This is a genomic window from Streptomyces sp. NPDC085866, assembly GCF_044541035.1.
In the GTDB taxonomy this organism is placed as follows: Bacteria; Actinomycetota; Actinomycetes; order Streptomycetales; family Streptomycetaceae; genus Streptomyces.
The window spans coordinates 118355-140378 of the sequence record NZ_JBITSQ010000007.1; the positions used below are offsets into that span (position 1 = coordinate 118355).

At 70.8% G+C, this 22024-nt stretch carries 19 protein-coding genes; 8 read left to right on the top strand and 11 right to left on the bottom strand.

Features of this window, described 5'->3' with window-relative positions; all coding sequences use genetic code 11:
• The first annotated feature begins 286 nt into the window (after window positions 1-286).
• The gene (locus ACIF83_RS19045) at window positions 287-1336 is read left to right on the top strand and encodes a serine hydrolase domain-containing protein (RefSeq protein WP_399728203.1); all 1050 of its coding nucleotides are present in this window, start codon (window positions 287-289) and stop codon (window positions 1334-1336) included.
• Window positions 1337-1506: 170 nt separating this feature from the next.
• On the top strand, window positions 1507-2484 hold the full coding sequence (locus ACIF83_RS19050) for an asparaginase (protein ID WP_398140697.1): 978 nt from the start codon (window positions 1507-1509) through the stop codon (window positions 2482-2484).
• An 85-nt stretch (window positions 2485-2569) separates the two neighbouring features.
• Here the strand turns inward: ACIF83_RS19050 and ACIF83_RS19055 are convergent, their stop codons facing one another.
• Both ACIF83_RS19055 and ACIF83_RS19060 read right to left on the bottom strand, forming a co-directional pair.
• Entirely contained in the window at window positions 2570-2965 is a 396-nt protein-coding gene (locus ACIF83_RS19055) for an iron chaperone (RefSeq protein WP_393479595.1), read from the bottom strand.
• 205 nt (window positions 2966-3170) lie between these two features.
• On the bottom strand, window positions 3171-3626 hold the full coding sequence (locus ACIF83_RS19060; protein ID WP_393479327.1) for a carboxymuconolactone decarboxylase family protein: 456 nt from the start codon (window positions 3624-3626) through the stop codon (window positions 3171-3173).
• Window positions 3627-3807: 181 nt separating this feature from the next.
• On the opposite strand from ACIF83_RS19060, the gene ACIF83_RS19065 reads away from it, so the two are divergent.
• Window positions 3808-6252, top strand: a complete 2445-nt coding sequence (locus ACIF83_RS19065; protein WP_399728208.1) for an ATP-binding protein — start codon at window positions 3808-3810, stop codon at window positions 6250-6252.
• 53 nt (window positions 6253-6305) lie between these two features.
• Here the strand turns inward: ACIF83_RS19065 and argF are convergent, their stop codons facing one another.
• The 4 genes from argF to ACIF83_RS19085 all read right to left on the bottom strand — a co-directional run bounded on the left by argF (window position 6306) and on the right by ACIF83_RS19085 (window position 9804).
• A complete protein-coding gene (argF, locus tag ACIF83_RS19070; RefSeq protein WP_393479323.1) occupies window positions 6306-7262 on the bottom strand; it encodes an ornithine carbamoyltransferase in 957 nt (318 codons plus the stop codon).
• Window positions 7263-7452: 190 nt separating this feature from the next.
• Window positions 7453-7998: an HD domain-containing protein gene (locus tag ACIF83_RS19075; protein WP_399728212.1), complete on the bottom strand. Its 546-nt coding sequence runs from the start codon at window positions 7996-7998 to the stop codon at window positions 7453-7455.
• Between the two features lie 117 nt (window positions 7999-8115).
• Window positions 8116-8637 (bottom strand): peptide-methionine (S)-S-oxide reductase MsrA, encoded by a 522-nt coding sequence (gene msrA / locus ACIF83_RS19080; RefSeq protein ID WP_393479319.1) that lies wholly within the window; start codon window positions 8635-8637, stop codon window positions 8116-8118.
• A 201-nt stretch (window positions 8638-8838) separates the two neighbouring features.
• Complete coding sequence (locus tag ACIF83_RS19085; protein WP_399728216.1) at window positions 8839-9804, bottom strand: NAD(P)H-dependent flavin oxidoreductase; 966 nt, start codon at window positions 9802-9804, stop codon at window positions 8839-8841.
• A gap of 268 nt (window positions 9805-10072) precedes the next feature.
• Between ACIF83_RS19085 and ACIF83_RS19090 the strand changes: the two genes are divergently transcribed.
• Window positions 10073-10858: a class I SAM-dependent methyltransferase gene (locus ACIF83_RS19090; RefSeq protein ID WP_398140702.1), complete on the top strand. Its 786-nt coding sequence runs from the start codon at window positions 10073-10075 to the stop codon at window positions 10856-10858.
• A gap of 181 nt (window positions 10859-11039) precedes the next feature.
• Here ACIF83_RS19090 and ACIF83_RS19095 read toward each other — a convergent pair whose 3' ends face one another.
• Window positions 11040-13223, bottom strand: coding sequence for an FUSC family protein (locus ACIF83_RS19095; RefSeq protein ID WP_399728219.1), 2184 nt, complete (start codon window positions 13221-13223; stop codon window positions 11040-11042).
• A gap of 193 nt (window positions 13224-13416) precedes the next feature.
• On the opposite strand from ACIF83_RS19095, the gene ACIF83_RS19100 reads away from it, so the two are divergent.
• Complete coding sequence (locus ACIF83_RS19100) at window positions 13417-14691, top strand: PP2C family protein-serine/threonine phosphatase (RefSeq protein WP_399728222.1); 1275 nt, start codon at window positions 13417-13419, stop codon at window positions 14689-14691.
• Between the two features lie 278 nt (window positions 14692-14969).
• Complete coding sequence (locus tag ACIF83_RS19105) at window positions 14970-16988, top strand: discoidin domain-containing protein (RefSeq protein WP_399728811.1); 2019 nt, start codon at window positions 14970-14972, stop codon at window positions 16986-16988.
• Between the two features lie 112 nt (window positions 16989-17100).
• Here the strand turns inward: ACIF83_RS19105 and ACIF83_RS19110 are convergent, their stop codons facing one another.
• From ACIF83_RS19110 to ACIF83_RS19120, 3 genes are all read right to left on the bottom strand, one after another.
• Window positions 17101-18312: a S8 family serine peptidase gene (locus ACIF83_RS19110; protein WP_393479306.1), complete on the bottom strand. Its 1212-nt coding sequence runs from the start codon at window positions 18310-18312 to the stop codon at window positions 17101-17103.
• Between the two features lie 345 nt (window positions 18313-18657).
• The gene (locus ACIF83_RS19115) at window positions 18658-19215 is read right to left on the bottom strand and encodes a PaaI family thioesterase (protein ID WP_393479304.1); all 558 of its coding nucleotides are present in this window, start codon (window positions 19213-19215) and stop codon (window positions 18658-18660) included.
• 58 nt (window positions 19216-19273) lie between these two features.
• Complete coding sequence (locus tag ACIF83_RS19120) at window positions 19274-19573, bottom strand: putative quinol monooxygenase (protein WP_393479302.1); 300 nt, start codon at window positions 19571-19573, stop codon at window positions 19274-19276.
• Window positions 19574-19688: 115 nt separating this feature from the next.
• Between ACIF83_RS19120 and ACIF83_RS19125 the strand changes: the two genes are divergently transcribed.
• Complete coding sequence (locus ACIF83_RS19125; protein ID WP_398140707.1) at window positions 19689-20648, top strand: GlxA family transcriptional regulator; 960 nt, start codon at window positions 19689-19691, stop codon at window positions 20646-20648.
• 29 nt (window positions 20649-20677) lie between these two features.
• Here ACIF83_RS19125 and ACIF83_RS19130 read toward each other — a convergent pair whose 3' ends face one another.
• Window positions 20678-21493: a maleylpyruvate isomerase family mycothiol-dependent enzyme gene (locus ACIF83_RS19130; RefSeq protein WP_399728227.1), complete on the bottom strand. Its 816-nt coding sequence runs from the start codon at window positions 21491-21493 to the stop codon at window positions 20678-20680.
• Between the two features lie 315 nt (window positions 21494-21808).
• On the opposite strand from ACIF83_RS19130, the gene ACIF83_RS19135 reads away from it, so the two are divergent.
• On the top strand, window positions 21809-22024 hold a 216-nt coding region (locus ACIF83_RS19135; RefSeq protein ID WP_399728230.1), incomplete at its 3' end, for a PAS domain S-box protein.

The following is a 22024-nucleotide window of genomic DNA, read 5'->3' on the forward strand; positions in this document are numbered from 1 at the left end:
CCCTATGGCCCTGCTCGACGCAGTGGACGAGCTGCACGCCACGGTGCACCTCTCGCAGCACGCCTGGGCGCTGGGGGGGGACAGCCCTACCTGGAGTTGGGCGGGTAGCACGATCGTCGCCCGCTGTCGCATCCGGAGATGCTGGGGCCGTAGGCCGCTGGTTTCCCAATAGTCCCGTAGGAGTTGGCTCGTGCGTGAGCAGGCATGGCAGACGTTTCGTTCGTCCGGGCGGCGGAGTGGTCGGCGCAGAACCGTGTCGGCCGCAGCCGCAGTGGCTGTCGGTGTCATGACGATGGGCGCTCTGGCGCCGCCCGCGGCCTCTGCCGCCGCCAGGCCGGACACCCTCCAAAAGGGTCTGAACGCACTGGTGGACACCGACGGTGTGCCCGCCGCGCTCGCGGCCGTCACAGACCGTTACGACCACACCCGGACCTACACCGCGGGGGTCGGCGACCTGGCCACCGGTGCGAAGGTGCCCCGGGACGGTCAGGTGCGCATCGGCAGCAACACCAAGACGTTCACCGCGGTGGTCGTGCTGCAACTGGTCGGCGAAGGCAAGATCGGCCTTGACGCCCCGGTCGACACCTATGTGCCCGGCCTCGTGCGCGGGGACGGGATCGACGGACGCCACATCACCGTCCGCCAACTGCTCCCGCACACCAGCGGACTTCCCAACTACAGCAAGTACCTCAGCGACGACATCCGCTACTACGAGCCCCGCGAACTCCTCGATCTCGCTCTCCATCACAAGGCCGACTTCGCCCCCGGCACGAATTGGGCCTACAGCAACACGAACTACCTGGTGGCCGGCCTGATCGTTCAGAAGGTCACCGGCCGCCCTATCGCCGAGGAGATCGAACGGCGCGTCATCAGCCGCATCGGATTGCGCGACACCTACTTCCCCGCTCCCGGCGAGGTGACGATCCGGGAGCGCCATCCCAGGGGTTACTACCAGGATTCGGCAGGCGCGCCTCTGGTCGACGCCACCGATTGGGACCCTTCCTGGGCCTGGGCCGCGGGCCAGATGGTGTCCACCGACTCCGACCTGAACCGATTCTTCACCGCGCTGCTGGCCGGCCGGCTTCTCCCGAAGGCTCAGCTGGACCAGATGCGCACCACCGTCCCCGCCGGTGCCCGTTACGGGCTGGGACTCGTGAGCACGCCGCTGTCGTGCGGCGGTGTGTACTGGGGTCACGGCGGCAGCATGACGGGATACGAGACCAGAGGCGGCGCCACCGAGGACGGTCGCGCCGCAAACGTCGCGGTGACCACACAGCCGAGCCAGGCGACCAAGGCGCGTATGGACGGTGTCGTGGACACAGCCCTGTGCCGCTGACCCGCGCCTCCCGTGGAGTGTCCGGCGGACGGCTGCGGCGCTGAGTTCGCCCGGCGGTACTGTGACGCGCAAACCCAGGTGGACCACCTGCTCATACGACCGACGGCTCCGGCGATCCCGGGGGTCGGTCGGGCAGGTCGGCTCCCTCCGCGTACGGAAGGTCACTGCCGATGCCCCAGCCCGCCATGGCCACTGCCGCCACCATCGTCGCCACCCCGGTCCTCGCCGAGGTCGTCCGTTCCGGATTCGTCGAGGGGCGGCACCGGGGCAGCCTGGTGCTGCTCGCCGCGGACGGCTCGGTGGAACTGGCGCTGGGTGACGTGATGTCCCCCGTCTTCCCGCGCTCCTCCAACAAGCCGATGCAGGCGGCGGGTGTGCTGCGGGCCGGCCTGGATCTCGCGGGCGAGCGGCTGGCGCTCGCGGCCGCGAGCCACTCCGGTGAGTCCTTCCACCGCGGTCTGGTGCGCACGATGCTCGACGAACACGGACTGAGCCCTGAACACCTGCAGTGCCCGCCGTCCCTCCCCCTGGACCAGGAGGAGCAGGAGTCCTACCTGGCAGCGGGCGCTCGCCGCGACCGGGTGGCCATGAACTGCTCCGGCAAGCACACGGCGATGCTGGCCGCCGCCGCACTGCGGGACTGGCCGCTGGAGTCGTACCTCGACCCCGACCACCCGCTCCAGCGGCTCATCCGCACCGTGGTGGAGGAGGCGGCCGGCGAGCCGGTGGCCGCCGTCGGCACGGACGGCTGCGGGGCTCCGCTGATGGCGATCAGTCTGACCGGGCTCGCCCGGGCCTTCCGCTCCTTCGTCCTGGCCCCGCCCGGCACGCCCGAGCGGCGGGTCGCCGACGCCATGCGCGCCCACCCCGAGTACGTCGCCGGAACCCGCCGCCATGACACCTGGCTCATGCAGGGGATACCGGGCGCCCTGTCGAAGGTGGGCGCCGAGGCCGTCCAGGCCGTCGCCCTGCCCGACGGCCGTGCCCTGGCCCTCAAGGTAGAGGACGGTGGCGCTCGGGCCCTGGGACCGGTCCTGGCCCGCGCGCTTCGTCTGACCGGCCTGACCGCACCCGTGATCGACCGCGTCGGCCGTATGCCGTTGCTGGGCGGTGGGCGGGAGGTGGGAGAGGTACGGGCCGTGTTCTGAGGCGGGGGCGTTCAGAGGGAAGCCCTTCGTCGCCACGCTCTGCTGCCCGGTCCGGGGCGTGTTGTGCGACGTTGGCCCGCGGGCGTCAGTTCACCGCTCGCTTCACCAGCTCGCTGATCCTCGCCTCGTCGGCGGCGGTCAGCTCCTTCAGGGCGTAGGCGGCCGGCCACATGGTGCCTTCGTCGAGGTTGGCCTTGTCGCTGAAGCCCAGCGTCGCGTACCTGGAGTTGAACTTCTGCGCGCTCTGGAAGAAGCAGACGACCTTTCCGTCCTTGGCGTACGCGGGCATGCCGTACCAGAGCTTCGGCGCCAGCTCCGGCGCGCCGGCCTTGATGACGGCGTGGAGCCGCTCGGCCATGACGCGGTCCGACTCCTGCATCTCGGCGATCTTCGCGAGTACGGCGGCCTCGTCCTCGGCCGCCTTGTCGGCGCGCGATACGCGGCGTGCTGACGCCTTCAGCTCCCGGGCGCGCTCCTTCATCGCGGCGCGCTCCTCGTCGGTAAACCCCTCGGACGCCTCGTCGGTCGCAGCGGTGTTCTTGGCGGGCTTCTGAACGTTCTTCACGGCGGGTTCCTCCTGGCCTACGAATCGATGGGTACATCTTCATGCTGGAGAGGTGCCGCAGGGACGGCTTCTCCGAAGGTGCTGTTCACGGGGTTCACCCGTGGGGCCGTCGCGGTGTCCGTCAGCCTTGGGCGCCGGCGATCTGGCGGGTGGTGGCGTTGAGCCGGTTGAACAGGTTGGTTACGCCGATCATCAGGATGACGGCGGCCAGCTGTTGCTCGTCGAAGTAGGTGGCGGCGGTGTCCCAGACCTCGTCGGTCACCGCGTCGGGACGGTCGGCCAGTCGCGTGGCGGCCTCGGCCAGCGCGAGCGCCGCCCGCTCCGCCGCGGTGAAGTACGGTGCCTCCCGCCAGGCGGCGACGGTGGCCAGCCGTTCGTCGCTCACTCCGGCTTTACGGGCCGTCCTGGCGCCGCCGTCGACGCAGGCGCTGCAGCCGTTGATCTGGCTGACCCGCAGATGCACCAGCTCCAGTAGTCGGCCGTCGACGCCGGCGGAGTGCACGGTCTCGAGGATCGCTCGGATGGGCTGCATCGCGTCGGGCAGTACGACGGCGGGGTTCCGCATGCGGGACTGCATCTCGGTCCGCTCCTCCTCCGGGTCGGTGCCCCTTTCCGTCGGGGCGTGACTCCATGACAGCCGACCCCGTGTGCAACGGCCACGGCGGTGGGACACCGTGGGACAGCTGAAACAGCCTTGACCAGCGGCGACTTGACTCGCGAGACTTCAGCCGGAACGGGACGGGGAGGCGGGGCAACCGGTGGAGACGCACGAACGGACGGCGCAGGACGAGCTGGCGGCACGGCTGCGCCTGCTGCAGGAACTGTCCGGGCTCGGTGTACGGGCTCTGGCGCGGGACACCGGACTCAGCTCCTCGTCGCTGTCGCGCTACCTCAACGGGCAGACCGTGCCGCCCTGGCCCGCGGTGGTCGCCCTCTGCCGCCTCGTCAAACGCGACCCCCGCCCCCTGCGTCCCGTGTGGGAGCGGACCTCGAACCCCTTGCCGGCACCCCCGAAGAGCAGCCGCCAGGCCCGGCCGCTGCCCCGCAACGACCTGCCGCGCGACGCACCCGACTTCACCGGACGGGAGGCCCAACTCGCCGCCGTACTCGACGCGGTCGCCAGCCATCGGGTGGTGTCCGTGGACGGCATGGCAGGCGTCGGCAAGACCTGTCTCGCGGTGCACGCCGCGCACCGACTCGCCGCCGACTTCCCGGACGGCCGGCTCTATGTGGATCTGCACGGGTTCACCGAGGGCCGGGAGCCGATGGACCCGGACTCCGTGCTGCGGATGCTGCTCGCCGCGCTCGACGTCCCCTCCGAGAGGGTCCCGCGGGAGGGAGTCGAGCAGCTCGCCGCCTGCTGGCGGTCGGAACTGGCCCGCCGACGGGTCGTCGTGGTCCTCGACAACGCCGCCGACGCCGACCAGGTCCGCCCGCTGCTGCCCGGCGCCGGCGATTCCGTCGCCCTGATCACCAGCCGCAACCGGCTTCTCGGCCTGGACGAGGTGCCCCCGGTCTCGCTCGACGTGCTGAGCCCGCAGGAGAGCGCGGAGCTGCTGGCCCGGGCCAGCGGCGACCCCGGCGGCCCGGACGGCAGGCTGGCCCGTGATCCGGAGTCCGCCGCCGAGGTGCTGCGGTTGTGCGGTCATCTGCCGCTCGCCCTGCGGCTGGCCGCGGCACGGCTGCGGCACCGGCCGGGCTGGACCGTGGGCATCCTGGTCGAGCGGTTGGCCGAGGGTGCGAGCGAGTTCGACACGGCGTTCGCCATGTCGCTCCGGCAGCTGAACCGTTCCCAGGCCCGCCTGTTCCGGATGCTGGGCCTGCTGCCCGGGGCGTCCTTCGACGAGTATGTGGTGGCGGCGCTGGCGGAGGTGCCGCTGCGTGGCGCCCGGGCAACGCTGGAGGACCTGGTCGACGCGCACCTCGTGCAGCAGCCGACGCCGGGCCGCTACCGACTGCACGATCTCGTGCACCAGCACGCGCGCCGGGCCGCGGCGGAACAGGACTCGGCAGCCGAACGCGAGCGGGCCCTCGGCCGGGTGCTCGACTACTACGTGCACGCGGCGGCCGCCGCCGACGCCGCGATGCCGTTCCTCTCCCCCAGCCGTACGGCCTCGGCGGGCCGGCCTCCGGCCGAGCTGCCCAGGTTCACGGACAAGAACGCGGCCTTGGCATGGCTCGTCACGGAGTACGGAAACCTCCTCGCAGCCTTCGAGACGGCGGCCGCCGTCGGCTCCGACGTACACGTGTCCGAACTTCCGCGCTTCCTGCGGGCGTACTTCGCTCGGCGCTGCGGTACGACGCATCTCAACTTCCTCTTCGAGCGGTCGCTGGCCGCCGCCGAGCGCCTGGGCGATCCGCTGCAACTGGCCGAGGCGCACAGCGACCTGGGCTTCGCGCGCTACAACGCGGGCCGGACGGCGGAGGCTGCGGCCGCGTACGAGGCGGCCGAACTCCGTTTGTCCCAGGTGCAGAACACTCAGGTGGAGGCCGAACTGGCCATGCGGCGCGGCTATCTGAGCTGGGATGCGGGGCATGTCGAGGAGCCGCTCGAACTCTTCAGGCTGGCAGGAAAGTTGTACGCGCAGGCCGGATGCCGGGCAGGCGTGGCCCACGCGGCCGCATCGGAGGCCTGGGCGATGCTGCAGCTGGGGCACCGCGAGGAGGCGGCGCAGCGGGCCCGGGAGGTGCTGAGCGTCCCGCACGTCGACCCCGCATGGCCGCCCGCTCTGACGGCCCGGATCACGCTCGGCGTCGCCATCGCCCAGGAGGAACCGGACCAGGCGGCTGAACACCTGCACCAGGCGCTGGCGCTGGCCCGCGACGACGGGCACCTGCACAACCAGGCGTGGTGCCTCAACTGCCTGGGCGTCGCGCTGCGGCAGATGGGCCGGTACGAAGAGGCACTGGCCTGCCACCGGGAGGCGTTCGCGCTGCTCGACGAGCTGTTCGAGGAGCACTGGAAGGTCCATTTCCTCAACGGCTACGGCGAGACCTGCCGGCTTGCGGGTCGCCTCGAAGAGGCCCTGCGGCTGCACCGGCAGGCGTTGGAGCTGGCGCCGCGGCTGGGCAATCGGTACGAGGAGGCGCTGGCCCACGAAGGCATCGCGACCGTCCTCGACAGGACCGACCCGGCCGGGGCCGCCGAGCACCGTGCCGCGGGACAGGCCGTCCTGCAGGATCTCAGCCCCGGGGCTCAGTGATCGGTTTCAGCGAGGAGCTCTTCGCTCGTGCGGAGACCAGTGAACCTGATCTGTCAGACGGTGCGTCTGCGTCGGCGGGCCGTGTTGACGAGGGTGTGCAGCACCGCCTGGGCCGTGGGAAGCCGGTTGGCCGCCTGGCGCCAGACCAGGGATCGGGGGCCGTCGAGCACCTCTGAGGCGATCTCCTGCCCGCGGACGGCCGGCAGGCAGTGCATGGCCACGGCATCGCGGGGTGCATGGGAGAGCAGGGCGTCGTCGACCCGGTAGGCGGACAGCTGTTCGGTACGCTCGGCGCGTTCGTGGTGTCTGTCCATGGGCACCCACACCTCGGCGTAGACGGCCTGCGCGGCGCCGACAGCCTCGATCGGCTCGGCGGTGAGCGTGACGGAACCGCCGGTCTGTGCCATCAGCTCACGGGCCTCGCCGAGGATGTCCTCCTCCGTCTCGTAGCCGGGCGGAGTGGCGACGACGAGGTGCATGCCGGAGGCCGCACACGCCGCGAGGAACGAATTGCACGTATTGCTCGTGCCGTCCCCGATGAAGGCGGCGGTCATGCCGGCCAGGGTGCCGAAGTGCTCGCGCAGCGCGAGGAGGTCGGCGAGGGACTGGCAAGGGTGGTGGGTGTTGGACAGGGCATTGATGACCGGCACCGTCGAGGCGTCGGCCATCTGCTCCACCGTGGCGTGGTCGAAGGTACGCACCGTGATCGCGTCCAGGTAGGACGACAGGACGCGTGCGGTGTCGCCGGCCGTCTCGCCGTGGCCGAACTGCAGGTCCTCGCGGTTCAGCACGATGGCCGCCATGCCGAGGCGCTGGGCAGCCGTGGCAAGGGACACCCGGGTCCGTGTGGACGGCTTCTCGAAGATGCACCCGATGGCGCCCCCTCGCAGATCGCCCTCCCACCCCAGCGGCTCCCGCTTCATGCCCTCCGCCAGATCCAGCAGTCCCACCAGGGTCTGTGGGTCCAGGTCGCTCACCCTCAGCAGATCGTCGGGGACTTTGCCAGTCACAGCCGGACGGTCGGCCTCACAGGTGGGGATCGGCTGGGTCATCGTGGCTCTCCCGCTCCGTTCACGCGGTCGGGGCTCTTTGTCGCCAGTGTGATCGGCGGCTGCCGTCGATGCACACCGGCACCTTCCGACGGGTGAACCGCTGGGCAACCCTGGTCGCAGTAAGGAAGGCACCGGACAGGCCGGCTGCTCAGCCGGCGGCCACGCGCTGCACGACGGGCCGCCAGGACTCCAGAGCAGCCACTCGCAGGCCCACCACCTTGCCCGCGTCGTCGGCGCGACGCAGCGCGATCGCCGCGGAGAAGTCGGGGTCGGCCTCGAAGGCGGTCGCCTCCGGCGGGGTCATGGGGCCGCCCTGGCAGCCGAGGGTGCGGGCGCTCTCCGGGGACAGCGCGAGGTGTGGGTCGGCGGCGGCGAGATAGCGCTTGGCCGGGATGTGCAGGGCGACCAGGCGCGCGACCCGGGGTCCCAGCAGGCCCTCCACCGCCGTCGCGGCGTGTGAGCCGTGCCCCGCTTCGTCGCCGGGCACGAGGCGGTGGCCGATGTCGTGGACCAGCCCGGCCACCTGAAGTTCCTCGTCGTCCGGGTGGCGCTCGGCCAGCACGGCGGCGACCTGGAGGCCGTGGTCGAGAAGGTCCACCGGGGCACCGGAACGGTCCGGGGTGTCCCAGACGTCCGCGCAGCCGACCAGCAGAGCCATGAGCGCGTCCACGGTCGGTAGGGGGTCGTACGTCATGGGACGACACTGCCGCAGTGGGGCGTACGGCAAGTGACGGCAGGTTGTACTCCGCTTGCGCGGCGCCCCCCGCCACGGCCCGCGCGCCCCACCCAACGGCTCGGCGCGGTCTGCGGCTCAGCTCGTCCGGGACGAGGATCGGCGCGGCAGCTTCCAGTTCGGGCGCGGGAAGTGGCAGGTGTAGCCGTTCGGATAGCGCTCCAGGTAGTCCTGGTGCTCGGGCTCGGCCTCCCAGAAGTCGCCCACGGGCTCGACCTCAGTGACCACCTTCCCCGGCCACAGCCCGCTGGCCTCGACGTCCGCGATCGTGTCGACGGCGACGCGGTGCTGTTCCTCGTCGGTGTAGTAGATGGCGGACCGGTAGCTACGCCCGATGTCGTTGCCCTGGCGGTCCCTCGTGGTCGGATCGTGTATCTGGAAGAAGAACTCCAGGATGTCGCGGTAGCTCGTGGCCGAGGGATCGAAGAGGATCTCGATCGCCTCGGCGTGGTCGCCGTGGTTACGGTAAGTGGCGTTCGGCGTGTCACCGCCGCTGTATCCGACGCGGGTGGACTTCACGCCCGGCTGCTTGCGGATCAGGTCCTGCATGCCCCAGAAACAACCGCCCGCCAGTACGGCTCGCTCGGTTCCCTGTGTCATCGGTCGCTCCCTCGTGTCGAGCCGCACTCCGGCACGGTCGTTGACATGCCGGTTCTCCCGTTCATCCAGCTTACTGGCTCGTTGATCGAAGCCTTGATCGAGTGGTGGCCCTGTGACAGCGGCCGGGAGGAGCCAGGACCGTGAGGCGCCTGCCGTCCGGCCGTGATCGCCGCTGCCCTGCGGCCGTCCTCGCGATCGCGGTCAGCGCCTGCCGGCTCGGGTCAGCGCGTCCTCGGCCTGGGCGGCCAGGGTGCCGACCAGATCGGCTGCGGACGGCAGATCGTCGATGAGGTCGACGGCCTCGCCGGCCCACTGCGGCAGCGCGGGGATCTCCCCTGCCGCCACGGCGTCCTGGTACGCCTGCCGGGCATGCGGGGCAGCGGCGAGTGCGTTCTCCCGTCCCCGCCAGTCGTCGAGGAATGGATGGCCAAGGGTGCGCGCGGTGTACCGGGCCGGCCACCGCGAACCGCGGGCGATGTCCAGCACCCTGTTGCGCTCAGTGTCCTCCCCGTGTCCCTCGACGATCGCCTTGGCCGTCGCCGGGGCGACCAGGGCCTCGGTCGTGGCTTGGAAGCGGGTGCCGAGGAGTGCTCCGGCAGCCCCCAGCGCCAGGGCGGCCGCCACTCCGCGGCCGTCTGCGATTCCGCCGGCCGCCAGCACCGGAACCGGTGCCGCCAGGTCCACCACGACGGGCACGAACGGCAGTGTGGACCGCCCGTTCCGGGCTCCGTGCCCGCCGGCTTCGGTGCCCTGCGCCACGATCACATCGGCACCCAGATCCACCGCCCTGCGGGCCTCTTCGAGGTCGGTGACCTGGAGGATCAGCGGTGTGCCCGCACGACGGACGCGCTCCACGAACGGACTGGGGTCGCCGAAGGACAACATCACCGCCGCCGGCTCGTGCTCCAGCGCCCGCGCGACCACGACGTCGTCGACCGCCCACGCCTGAAAGCCGATGCCCCAGGGTTTCCCTGCGCTCTCGTCGGCCAGGATCGGCAGTTCGCGGGTCAGCCACTCCTGATCCCCGTTCCCGCTGCCCAGCAGCCCGAGCCCACCGCCGCGGGAGACCGCCGCGGTCAGGGCACCACCGGCCGAGCCGCCCATCGGGGCCAGGGCGATCGGATGCTCCACACCGAACAGGTCCGTGAACTCCGTCGACAATCCCATGACGGCAATCCTCACCCACCTGGCATGCGGGTTGCAGCGAATTCGACTCACGGGCCGTTCACCCAATGGTGTCGGCAGACCCGCCAACCAGGCGTCGCCCAGGACCGGTTGCGCCCGGCAGCTGTCACCGTGGCTGCAGCCGATCAGTAGGTCATCAGGGAGTTCCCATGGCGTCGAGAGGTGCAGAAGGCCCGTGCCACGGCGCGAACGGCTGCCGGCTCCATGCCGCAACCGTGCAGCGCAGCCTGGTCGTGTCCGAGGTCGGGCCATGACCGACGGCCACTACGGAGAGGACCTGTTCGAGCCAGAACATCCCCGGGAAGCCGAGCGGATCGACGACGCCGCGCTGATCTACGACCCCTTCACCACCCGCCGTCTGCGGGCGCTGGGCGCAGGATCGGGCAGCCGCTGTCTGGAGGTGGGTGCCGGGACCGGGACGGTGGCGCGCTGGTTGCTGGAGGAGGCAGGTGCGGCGGAGGTGGTCGCCCTGGACCGGGACACCACGGGCCTGGACGCCCTCGCGGGTCCGCGGCTGCGGGTGGTCACCGCCGACCTCACGGACGAGAGCCTGCGGCTCGGCACCTTCGACCTGATCCATGCCAGGTTCGTCCTCATGCACCTGCCCGAGCGCCGTCGGCTCGTCTCACGGCTCACGCGGTGGCTGAACCCGGGCGGATGGCTGGTGCTCGGCGATGCCCTGGAGGTGCCGGACGCCCTGGACACCGCGTCTGCCTACCGGCGGGTCATGGACGCCATGTGGAAGGCGCTGAGAACGACGATCGGCACCGACACGTCCTCCGTCCCGGCGTACCCGCACTTCCTGCGGGAGGAAGGACTACGGAACGTCGCCGCGGAACTCTTCTGCCCGCCGTTGGTCGCAGGCGGTCCCCTGGCTCGCTTCTGGTCCGAGACGTGGAGCCGGATGCGACCCGCGCTGGAGGAGACCGGCCGGGTGGACGCCGCCGTCATCGATGAGGCACTCGACTATCTGGCCTCGCCCCGACTCGCCGAGCTCGGACCCGGCATGATGATGGCTTGGGGGCGACGCGGCTGATCCGGCCATGCCGTTGCCGCGGGCCGGAGTGCCGCCGGCGGCCAGTCGGCGTCCCCGACCGTCCACGCCTTCGGGCCCCACCGCCCCGCCGTATCCCTCGGGCCGCCGACGGCCAGGTCACACCTGGATGCATCCGAACGGGAACACCACAGCCCGCTCACTTCTCGACCCAGCCCTGCAATCAGCTGCCGACCGAGGTCGCGTCGTCGCTGTGCTCCGGTCCCGGCCCACCTCTTGCGATCCGCGACAGATCCGTCATCAGCGAGCCCAGCCACGACACGGTGGCGTAGTACAGCCGCGGCGCGCCGGGCGGCTCCGTGGCGAATCCCGCCAGCGCCGGGTCGAGCAGCGGCAGCGGTGCGGTCGGGGTGTCACCGCTGGGATCCAGTGCTGCCGAGACGAGCAGCATCCGTCCGGCCACCCGGTCGCCCAGCCCGCCGGCGGACTCGGCCGCCGCCGGCCCCAGGCCGGTGAGCGGCGGCTCCAGGAGCCGTTCCGAGCCCCACAGGGTGTGGTGACCGGCCATCAGCGTCGCCTGCCAGTCCACTTCGGGCAACGTCACCCCGCGCCGCCGCCCTCCGAAGGGTGTCGGCTCGCTCTGGAACTGCGCGTACGCGGACTCCGCGAGGATGACCGCGTGCTGGAGTGACCGGTGGCCGGTCGCCGCGGGCGGTGCCGCCGTCGACCCGCCTTCGGCCACCGAGGCGCTGGTCGCCACCACGATCTCGGCTGCCCTGCGCAGGAGCCCGGCCACCGCGCGGCGCAGTTCGTCGTGGGCACCGCGGGGCCAGGCCAGCAGGCCGAAGACCGCGCCGATGGCGCTGCCGACCAGGACGTCCAGCATCCGGACCTCCGCCAGCCGCCACGTCGGTGCCGCCAGCTGGGCGAAGACGAGGGCCACGAGCACGGTGAACATCCCCTGCGCCCAACCGACGCCCTTGACCGGCCCGACCGTGAAGGCGACCAGCATCCACAGCGGCAGGACGACGGCGTACACGGCGGTGTCGGCGCCCACCAGGACCAGTGTCCCGCCGGTCACCAGGGCGCCGGCCAGCGTACCGGCGAGAGCCCGGCGAATGCTGCTCCAGGTCTCGTCCATGGTGGTCCGGGTGAGGGTGAGGGTCGCCAGCATGGCCCAGAACCCGTGGGGCAGCGTGTCCAGCCCGGCCACCAGCCGGGCCGCCGTCAGAGCCATGGCGATGCGCACCGCGTTCTGGAAGAACACCGACCGGCGCTCGGCGTGGCCTCGGATCCGGTGCCACCACAGGCACGGGGCGCAGGCCGAGGCGTACCAGAAGCGCCCCGGCGCCACCTCCACCGAGGCCTGCCTGCCTCGTACGGCGAGATCGGCGGCCGTGGCCATGGCCAGTGCGGCGTCGGCGATCTCCAGCACGGCGGCGTGCCGGCGCAGTTCGGCGGGCGGGAAGTCCACTGCGGGACCGGTCCCGTCGGTGGAGGCGGGGGCCGCGGACGAGGCCGCCAGACGTGCGCGGGCAGCTACCAGCTCCCTGTACGGAGCCACGGGCGCCGTCCCCGCCCTCAGGCAGCTTTCGGTTGCCGTGGCCAGTCGCGCCACCGTGTGAAGGACGGCGGTCACGGCAGAGCCCGGAGGGTCCCCCGGCGTCGCGGGCAGTTGCGCCAGTCGGTTGAGCAGGGTGCGGGTGGCCAGGCCGGTGTGGGTGAGGGCGCGGTCGTGTATCCCCGGTCCCGCCGGGCGCTCCGCCTCCGGCACGGTCAGGGACCTCAGTGCATGGCCGGCCTCGTGGGTGGCGCGGATGTCCGCGTCGGCCAGGGCGTAGGGAGGAGCAGTGAGGAGGGTCGCGTAGCGTGCGGCGGTGTGCGCTGCCCGGGCCGCCCGTTCCTGGTAGGACGGCGGAGCGGGCCCGGGAAGGATCAGCGCCTCGGCGGCGACGAACAGGGCCAGCCCGGTCGTCGTGCCGATCAGCCGCTCGCCGAGCGAGGCGGGATCGTACGGTGGGAAGGACGGCAGGATGTACAGGAGTTGCAGGCCCGGCGCCGCTCCCGCCGGGCGCGGTCCGCCCACGGCGGAGAAGGCCAGCGCGAAGCCGACCACGAACATGCCGGTGACGGCGCTCCAGGTCCGCACCGACAGATAGGTGCCGATCACCACCAGCAGCCAGCAGACCGGCAGCACGTGCAGCACCACCGCGGCCCGTTGGCGCCCGGTCCCGGGGATCTTGGAGAGTCCGCCCAGCGCCACGGTGCCGAAGAGGGCGTAGGTGGCTGCGACGGGGCTGTCCAGGCCGTACCGGAAGAGGTAGAAACCGGCGGCGGCGACCACGGTCACGCGCAGCGCACGGCGGCCCGAGGCGGCGTAGGCCGCCGGGATCCGACCGGCTGTCACACCACACACCCCTACAGGATCACGCACCACGCGACGCCCGGCACCCAGGGCCGGCCCGGCGGATCATGCCGGAATCGCGGGGCCCGGGTGGCGCCGGGCCTCCACACCCGCCGGCGACCGCCACTGCCGACTCCGCAGAGCCACGGTCAGCCGACGAGCGGCGGCCGCGGAGGTGACCTCGTACATTGGAAAAATGGGTGTCACTGCCAGCGCCGGGCAGCCGACCGTGGATCAGGTCGACTACGCGGCGCTGTTCGCCGCCACCCCCAGCCCGTATCTGGTGCTCAGTCCCTCTCTGATGATCGTCGGCGTCAACCAGGCCTACTGCCGGGCGACCGGCCGCACCGGTCAGGATCTGCTCGGGCAATACATCTTCGCCGCCTTTCCCGACAACCCCGCCGACCCTCAGGCCAACGGAGTCCGCAATCTCTCCGCCTCGCTGGAGCGGGTGTTGGCCACGAGGGAACCGGACACGATGGCGGTTCAGCGGTACGACATCCCCGTCGCCGGACAACCAGGGGCCTTCGAGGAACGCTGGTGGTCCCCGGTCAACACCCCGGTCATCGGATCGGACGGACAAGTTGCCTGGATCATCCACCGGGTCGAGGACGTGAGCGCCTTCGTCCATGCCCGTCGGCAGCGGCAGCGGGACACCACCGCGACTCCGAGTCAGCGGGAGGAGGGCATGGAGGCCGAGCTGTACGCCCGGGCCAAGGAGCTGGAACGTCTGAACGGGGAACTGCGTCGGGCGCACGCGCGTGAGCGGCAGGTGGCGATCACGCTGCAGGAGGCCATGCTGCACTCGCCTGACCTGGCCCGGCACTCCAATGTGGCGGTGCGCTACCTGCCGGCCATCGGCTCACTGAACGTGTGCGGCGACTGGTACGACACCGCCGATCTGGCCGACGGGCGGTTCGCCGTCGCGGTCGGCGACGTGGTCGGCCATGGTCTGGAGGCCGCCACCGTCATGGGAATGCTGCGCAGCGCGCTGTCCGCGGCCAGCCGAGCCGTCGCGGGCCCCGCTCAGGCACTGGAGATCCTGGGCCTGTACGCCCGCTCCGTGAACGGCGCCCTGGCGGCCACCGCCGTGACAGCCCTGATCGACGCGCGTTCCCAGTTGATCATCTACTCCAGCGCGGGCCATCCGCCGCCCGTGCTGATGCGCCGCGACGGCACCTGCGAACTGCTGGACCGCGCTACGGATCCGCCCCTGGGAGCCCGACCGGCGCATGTCCCGCGCCCCCAGGCCGGTACCGCCTATCACCCCGGCGACGTTCTCGTCCTCTACACCGACGGCCTCATCGAACGCCGCGACGAGGACATCGACACCGGGCTGCAGCGCCTGACCGACACACTGGCCCAGTGTCGGGGGCTCAGCCCCCAGCGCCTTGCCGACTCCCTGCTCGCGCGTCTCGGCGTCAGCCATGGCGCCCGGGACGACATCGCTCTGGTCGTCGTCGCGTTGTGAGCCTCGGCCCGTCCTGGGTCCGCAATCCCAACTCGGTCGATTCCGCATCGGCCGACCATTGAAAGCTGAACAATACTCACCAGTAGTTGAGTCTTGACTCCACGGGCGGCACTGGCGATCCTCTTGGGCGGCGCTTTACAAAGGACATGACAAATCGGTGTGCGCAAGGGTCTTCGGACCCCGGGCGTCCTCGTCCGTCGACCGCGCATCCCGCCTACCGAGGGACGTGGGCCGTGGCCATATCCAGACGCCGGTACTACAGACGCAAGAACGTCACGATGGCGTCGCTGCTCCTTCTCGTACTGGCCGTCCTCCTCGGCCCCACCCTGAGTTCGGCAGCCGGGAACGAGTGGTGGGTCCCGACGGCGCGGCCCTCGCCGGACTCCCAGATCAACGTCACCGGCGAGCCGTTCACCGGCACCAACGCCAAGGGCGAGGTCCGCGGGTTCGTCGACGCCCACGACCACCTGTTCGCCAACGAGGGCTTCGGCGGGCGCCTGATCTGCGGCAAGACGTTCTCCGAGGCCGGGATCGCCGACGCGCTGAAGGACTGCCCCGAGCACTACCCCGACGGCTCGCTGGCCGTCTTCGACTTCATCACCAAGGGCGGTGACGGCAGACACGACCCGGTCGGCTGGCCCACGTTCAAGGACTGGCCCGCGCACGACTCGCTGACCCACCAGCAGAACTACTACGCATGGGTGGAACGGGCCTGGCGCGGCGGCCAGCGGGTGCTGGTCAACGACCTCGTCACCAACGGCGTGATCTGCTCGGTGTACTTCTTCAAGGACCGCAGTTGCGACGAGATGACGTCGATCCGGCTGCAGGCGAAGATGACGTACGACCTGCAGGCGTACGTCGACAAGATGTACGGCGGTCCGGGCAAGGGATGGTTCCGGATCGTCACCGACAGCGCGCAGGCCCGTGACGTCATCAAGCAGGGCAAGTTGGCGGTCATCCTGGGCGTGGAGACCTCCGAGCCCTTCGGCTGCAAGCAGATCCTGGACGTCCCGCAGTGCGACAAGAAGGACATCGACGCCGGCCTGGACGAGCTGTACTCGCTGGGCGTGCGCAGCATGTTCCTGTGCCACAAGTTCGACAACGCGTTGTGCGGAGTCCGCTTCGACTCGGGCGGGCTGGGAACGGCCATCAACGTCGGGCAGTTCCTGTCGACCGGCACCTTCTGGAAGACGGAGAAGTGCACGGGGCCGCAGCACGACAACCCCATCGGCTCGGCCGCGGCACCCGAGGCCGAGGCGAAACTCCCGGCGGGCGTGAGTGTCCCCTCGTACGCCTCGGACGCGCAGTGCAACACCCGTGGGCTGACCGACCTCGGTGAGTACGCCGTACGCGGCATGATGAAGCGCAAGATGATGCTGGAGATCGACCACATGAGCGTCAAGGCCGTCGGCCGCGCGCTCGACATCTTCGAGTCCGAGTCCTACCCCGGTGTGATCTCCTCACACAGCTGGATGGACCTGAACTGGACCGAACGGGTCTACGGCCTCGGCGGCTTCATCGCCCAGTACATGCACGGCTCCGAGGGATTCGTGGCCGAGGCGAACCGCACCAAGGCGCTGCGGGACAAGTACGGCGTCGGCTACGGCTACGGCACCGACATGAACGGTGTCGGCGGCTGGCCCGGACCGCGGGGCGCCGACGCACCCAACAAGGTCACGTACCCCTTCCGCAGCGTCGACGGCGGCTCTCTCATCGACCGGCAGACCACCGGTGAGCGCACCTGGGACCTGAACACCGACGGAGCCGCGCACTACGGCCTCGTCCCGGACTGGATCGAGGACATCAGGCTCGTCGGCGGCCAGAGCGTGGTGAACGACCTCTTCCGGGGCGCCGAGTCCTACCTCGACACCTGGGGCGCGACCGAGCAGCACCAGGCGGGAGTCGATCTCGCCAACGGGGCCTCGACCACGGCCAGTTCGACCGAGTGGAACCCGTTCGTCAGCTATGCGTCGAGCCGCGCCGTGGACGGCACCCGGGACACCCGCTGGGCCAGCGACTGGAGCGACGACCAGTGGCTGCGGATCGATCTGGGCTCGACCCACCTGGTCGGGCGGGTCACGCTCGACTGGGAGCGCGCGTACGGGAAGTCGTACCGCATCGAGCTCTCGACAGACGGCGTGAGCTGGAAGACCGCCTGGTCGACCACGACCGGTGACGGCGGCCTCGACACCGCACGCTTCACCGGAACGCCGGCCCGCTATGTGCGCATCGTGGGCACGGAACGTGGGACCAAGTGGGGGTACTCGCTCTACGACGTCGGCGTGCACAGCGGCTGACGACTTCCGGCGAGTCCGACCACCGCCCGGCGGTGCCGCCGCTGTACGAGCCGGCGGCGCCGTCGGGCGGCTGCGTCCTCGTGTCGTCCACGAGGACGCAGCACAGCAGTTGCTACTCGGTCACCTTCAGCAGCTTGTTGGGCGTTCCGCTGCTCGGGTTGGTGATCTTGTCACTGGTCGCCGCGCCGACCAGTGCGGAGGCGACCTGGGCGGGCGTGGCGTCCGGGTGTCCGGCCAGGTAGACGGCGGCGGCTCCGGTGACGTGCGGGGTGGCCATGGAGGTGCCGGAGATCGTCTTGGTTCCCTCGTCGCTGTCGTTCCAGTCGGAGGTGATGTCCGAGCCCGGCGCGTACAGGTCCACGATCTTGCCGAAGTTGGAGAAGTCCGACTGGGCGTCGTCCTTCGTGCTGGAGGCGACCGTGATGGCCTCGGGGACCCGGGCCGGTGAACCCTGCCCCGCGTCCGCCGACTCGTTGCCGGCGGCGACGGCGAACGTGACGCCCGAGGCGATGGCCTTCTTCACCGCCTCGTCGAGAGCGGGGTCGGCGCCACCGCCGAGGCTCATGTTGGCCACCGAGGGCCCCTGGTGGTTCTTGGTCACCCAGTCGATGCCGGCGACGACCTGCTCGGTGGTTCCGGAGCCGTTGTTGTCGAGCACTCTGACCGCGACGATCTTGGCCTTCTTGGCGACACCGTGGGCGGTTCCGGCGATGGTTCCGGCCACGTGGGTGCCGTGGCCGTTGCCGTCGTCGGCGGTGTTGTCGTTGTCGACGGCGTCGAACCCGTAACTCGCGCGACCGCCGAAGTCCTTGTGGCTGATGCGTACGCCGGTGTCGATGACGTACGCGGTCACACCCTCCCCGGCCTTGTCCGGGTAGGTGTACTTGTGGTCGCCGGCCGTGTCCGTCTGGTCGATGCGGTCCAGGCCCCAGGACGGCGGGTTGTCCTGGGCGGCGTCGATGTGGAACTTCTTGTTCTGCACCACCGTGGCCACCGCGGGGTCGGCGGCGAGGCGCTTGGCCTCCGTCTCGGTGAGGCTGTCGGCGGAGAAACCGTTCACCGCCGAGCCGAAGGTGCGGCTGATCTTGCCGCCGTACTCCGTGGCCAAGTCCTTCTTCTCGGCAGCAGAAGCCTTCTGGTCCAGAAGGACGACGAAGCTGCCGGCCACGGCTCCTTCGGCGTGCAGGCCGTAGACCTTGCCTTCCGCGGGCTGTCCGGCCTGGGCGGCAGGGGACACGTACAGAGCCGTGCCTACGACGGTTGCAACGGCCGCGATCGCGGTGACGGTCTTGGCCTTGCCTATGCGTTTGTGATGCGCCGTCAAGAGGGGTCTCCTCGTTTGCGTGTGGGGGGATTTGCGTTCAGGCGGCAGAGTTCTGCTCGCGCTCAGCGAGAGTGCCGACTTGACGCGGGCAGATCAATCCCCTGGTCACAGCCCCGAGGCCCTCCGACGGCCGATCTTCACAGGGCTTACGCAGGTTCGAAGCAACCCGAATGCAAACGTGCAGCCCTTTGCGCTGGTTGAATCACCAAGGACCGGTCAAGAATTATCCGTGCCGATCTCTTCACCGGCCGTTCACGCAAGCCGGCAGGAGGAAGCCGGAGCGATGGGTATCCGCCATCGCCCCGGCCTGTGAAAAACGCGCGGGCCCGCCCTCGGCCGGTCCGGTCAGGCCCCCTCGGGCAGCGCGAAGACCGCGCAGGTGGTGGTGGCATGCGCATAGAGCTTGCCGTCGGCGGTGCCGATGATCCTGGCCTCGGCGGTCGCGGTCGTGCGGCCCGCGTGGATCACGGTGCCCTCGCAGCGCAGGGGTGGGGTGTCCGCGAAGACGGGGCGCACCATGTGCACTCCGAGCTGGATCGTGGTGTACGCGCGCCCCACGGGGAGTGTCGACATCACCGCGCTGCCGAGCGCCGAGTCGAGGAGCGTGGCGAGAAAGCCGCCGTGCACCGTGCCCATGGGGTTGAGCAGGTGCTCGCCGGGCTCACCCTCGAAGATTGCCCGGCCGTGCTCCGCCGCCACGAGACGGAAGCCGAGCGTCCCGCCGATCGGCGCCTGGGGAAGACGGCCGTCCACACACATCTGGAGCACCTCCAGACCCGAGCGGCCGACACCGTCGGCATAGCTGGTGGGCGGTGCCCACGTATGGGTGCGGGAGCGGACGGTGGGCCCCGCGCCGCGCTCGGCCTCGGTGTCCGCCGCCGGCGCAGGGGTCGTGGATGTCATGGTCGGTGGATCTCCTGTGCTTCGGGATTCGGGGGCGCGGTGCGGTGTGCGGGGCCGCTCAGGGCAGCTTGACCGCGAGCAGGTCGACGGGCCGGATGTCGGGGGCCGAGGCGAGCATGGTCTCGGCGGCACCCATGAGCGCGGCGGCGATCCGTCCGCGCAGGTGCTCGGTGCGGTCCTCGTCGTTCTCGAAGGTGTCGAAGACACCGAAGGTGGTGGCGTCCTCCCGGAAGGCGAACCAGGTGACGGTCCGCTGCTCCTCCTCGGCGAGCTTCACGGCCTCGGTCAGCATCCGGGCGATCTCGTCGGCGTGCTCCGGCTTGGCCTCGATACGGGCCAGCAGACCGATCTTGTTCATGGTGGGCTCCTTCGGCTCGGTCGTGTGCCTCCTCACCGGGGCACACCATTCACGCTAGGTCGCTGAGCCGTCCGGCCCCAGTGTCGGAAACGACTTCTCTGATAGCGTTTCCGCCATGGACGTCTCGGTGCTGGTCTACGACGGCGTGTTCGACTCGGGGCTCTGTGCGGCGCTTGACGTCCTGGAGGCGGCCAACGCGATGCGCGGCGAACTCCCCCAGCCGCCACCGGCCTGGAACGTCACGACGATCGGCTTCAGTCCGCAGGTGCGCACCGGCGCCGGACACATCGTCACGACCGAGCCCGCGGCCGGCGCGGACACTTCGGATCTACTGCTCGTTCCCGCACTCGCCGAGCGCCGGCCCGACGCCCTCCTGGAGCGGGTGGCGGGGCCCGGCCTGGCCGACGTACGGGAGCTGGTCGCCGGCCACCGGGGCCGGGGCGCACCCGTCGCCTCGGCCTGTACGGGCACCTTCCTGCTGGCCGAGTCGGGCATCCTGGACGGCCACCGGGCGACGACCACGTGGTGGCTGGCGCCCGTCTTCCGCCGTCGCTATCCGGCCGTCACGCTCGACGAGACGAGCATGGTCACCACATCGCAGGGGGTGACCACGGCGGGAGCCGCCTTCGGGCACGTCGATCTCGCCCTCGCCGTCGTACGGATGGCCAGTCCGGCCCTGGCCGACCTGGTCGCCCGCTACCTGGTCGTGGACGAGCGCCCCTCGCAGTCCGCGTACACGATTCCGAGCGCCCTCGCGCAGAGCGATCCGCTGATCGCCGCGTTCGAGCGGTGGGCGCGCCGGCACCTCGACACGCCGAACAGCCTGGCCGAGGCGGCGCGCGCCCTGGGGGTCAGTGAGCGCACGCTCCAGCGCACCGTACGCCGGGTCCTGAACACCACGCCGGTGCGGTTCGTCCAGGACCTGCGTGTCGAACAGGCGACGCATCTGCTGCGCACCACCGATCTGTCCCTGGAGACCATCGCCCGCAAGGTCGGCTACGAGCACGCCGCCACCCTGCGCACACTGCTGCGCGATCGCACCGGCACCACTACGACGGGGCTGCGCACGCGCTGAGCAGCCCCGGGCATCCCCCTGGCTCCGGCTCAGAAGGCCGTGTGGGCGAACCAGCGGTCCAGCGTCGCCGACTCCCCTGTCATGTCGAAGGCGGCCTCCTGGTACGACCGCCGTCCGTAGAGCAGGAGCAGGAGGTCGGCGGCCTGAGCCCGCACCGTCGTCGTGCGCGCGCCGGACGGTTCGCCGTCCTCCGCTCGGGGCAGCAGGCGGAAACCGTCGGCGTCCAGCCGCACCCGCCACTCCTCACCGGTGGCGCCGATGCCGGGGTCGGCGCACTGGAACACGATGGTCTCGCCGTCGCCTTTCAGCTGGGCCACGGCCGGGGCGAAGAGGTGCGCGTCGGGCAGGTTGACGAGGAACTCGTCGATCCCGTCCGTCGCCAGCACGTGGTCGATGGGTGACTCCTGGCCCACGGACCGCTCGGCGTCGACCCGGTGGACCAACGTCTCGAACAGCATCCGGCGGGCCCAGAACCGGGCGTGCTGGTCCTCGCCCCAGGCCCACATGGGTGCCTGGGGATCCGTGGCCCGCAGCACGGCGGCCACCTGGGGGATGCCGGCCGCCACCCAGCGGGGGTAGTCGTGCGCGCTGTCCGGCAGCCCCAGCTCCACCTCACGGCTCCGCGGCGGCTCCTGCACCAGCCGGGTCAGCAGGGCGGAGAACCAGCGCTGCAAGCTCCCGACGTGCCGGGTGAGGTCGGCCACCGTCCAGTCGGGGCAGGAGGGCACGAGGGTTGCCGGTTCGACTCCCTCGACCGCTTCGGCGAAGCGCTCCGTCTCTTGCTCGATCGCCTGCTGGTAGGTCGTGTACGGCAGCGGATGCATCGCCGCCCGGGCGCTTTCCATGTCACGTCCGCCTTCTCGTCCGCGGGAGGTGTCCCACCGTCATCGACCGCACGCGCCGCATGTGTGCCGGGCGCAGTCCGCGTTCCCGCATCATGATTCACCATCATCGGCCAGGCCTGCCCAGGTGTCCTGCCCCGCTCACCGCCTTCCGGAGCGGTCCGGCGAGCCGGAGCCTCGTGGACCCCAATCAGTCACCGAGGAAAATCGGGTGGCCATGTTCAACCGTTGTGGGCCACTTGGCGACATGTCCGTACGGGTGACTCCGAATTGCGCTGGGATGGCCGACTCATCGTGAGCCGCGGATCGGGGATGGACATGAGCGACTTGACCGAGGCGGTGCCGTCCAGTTACACCCACATGGCGGAGCGAGAGACCTGCGAATGCGGCGGCATACCCATGGGCAGGCACCGGGACGAGGAGGACCGTTTCCGGGGTCTGCTGGAGGCGGCGCCGGACGCGATGGTCATCGTCGACGACACCGGCATCATCAGGCTCGTCAACGCCCAGACCGAAGCCCTCTTCGGCTACGGC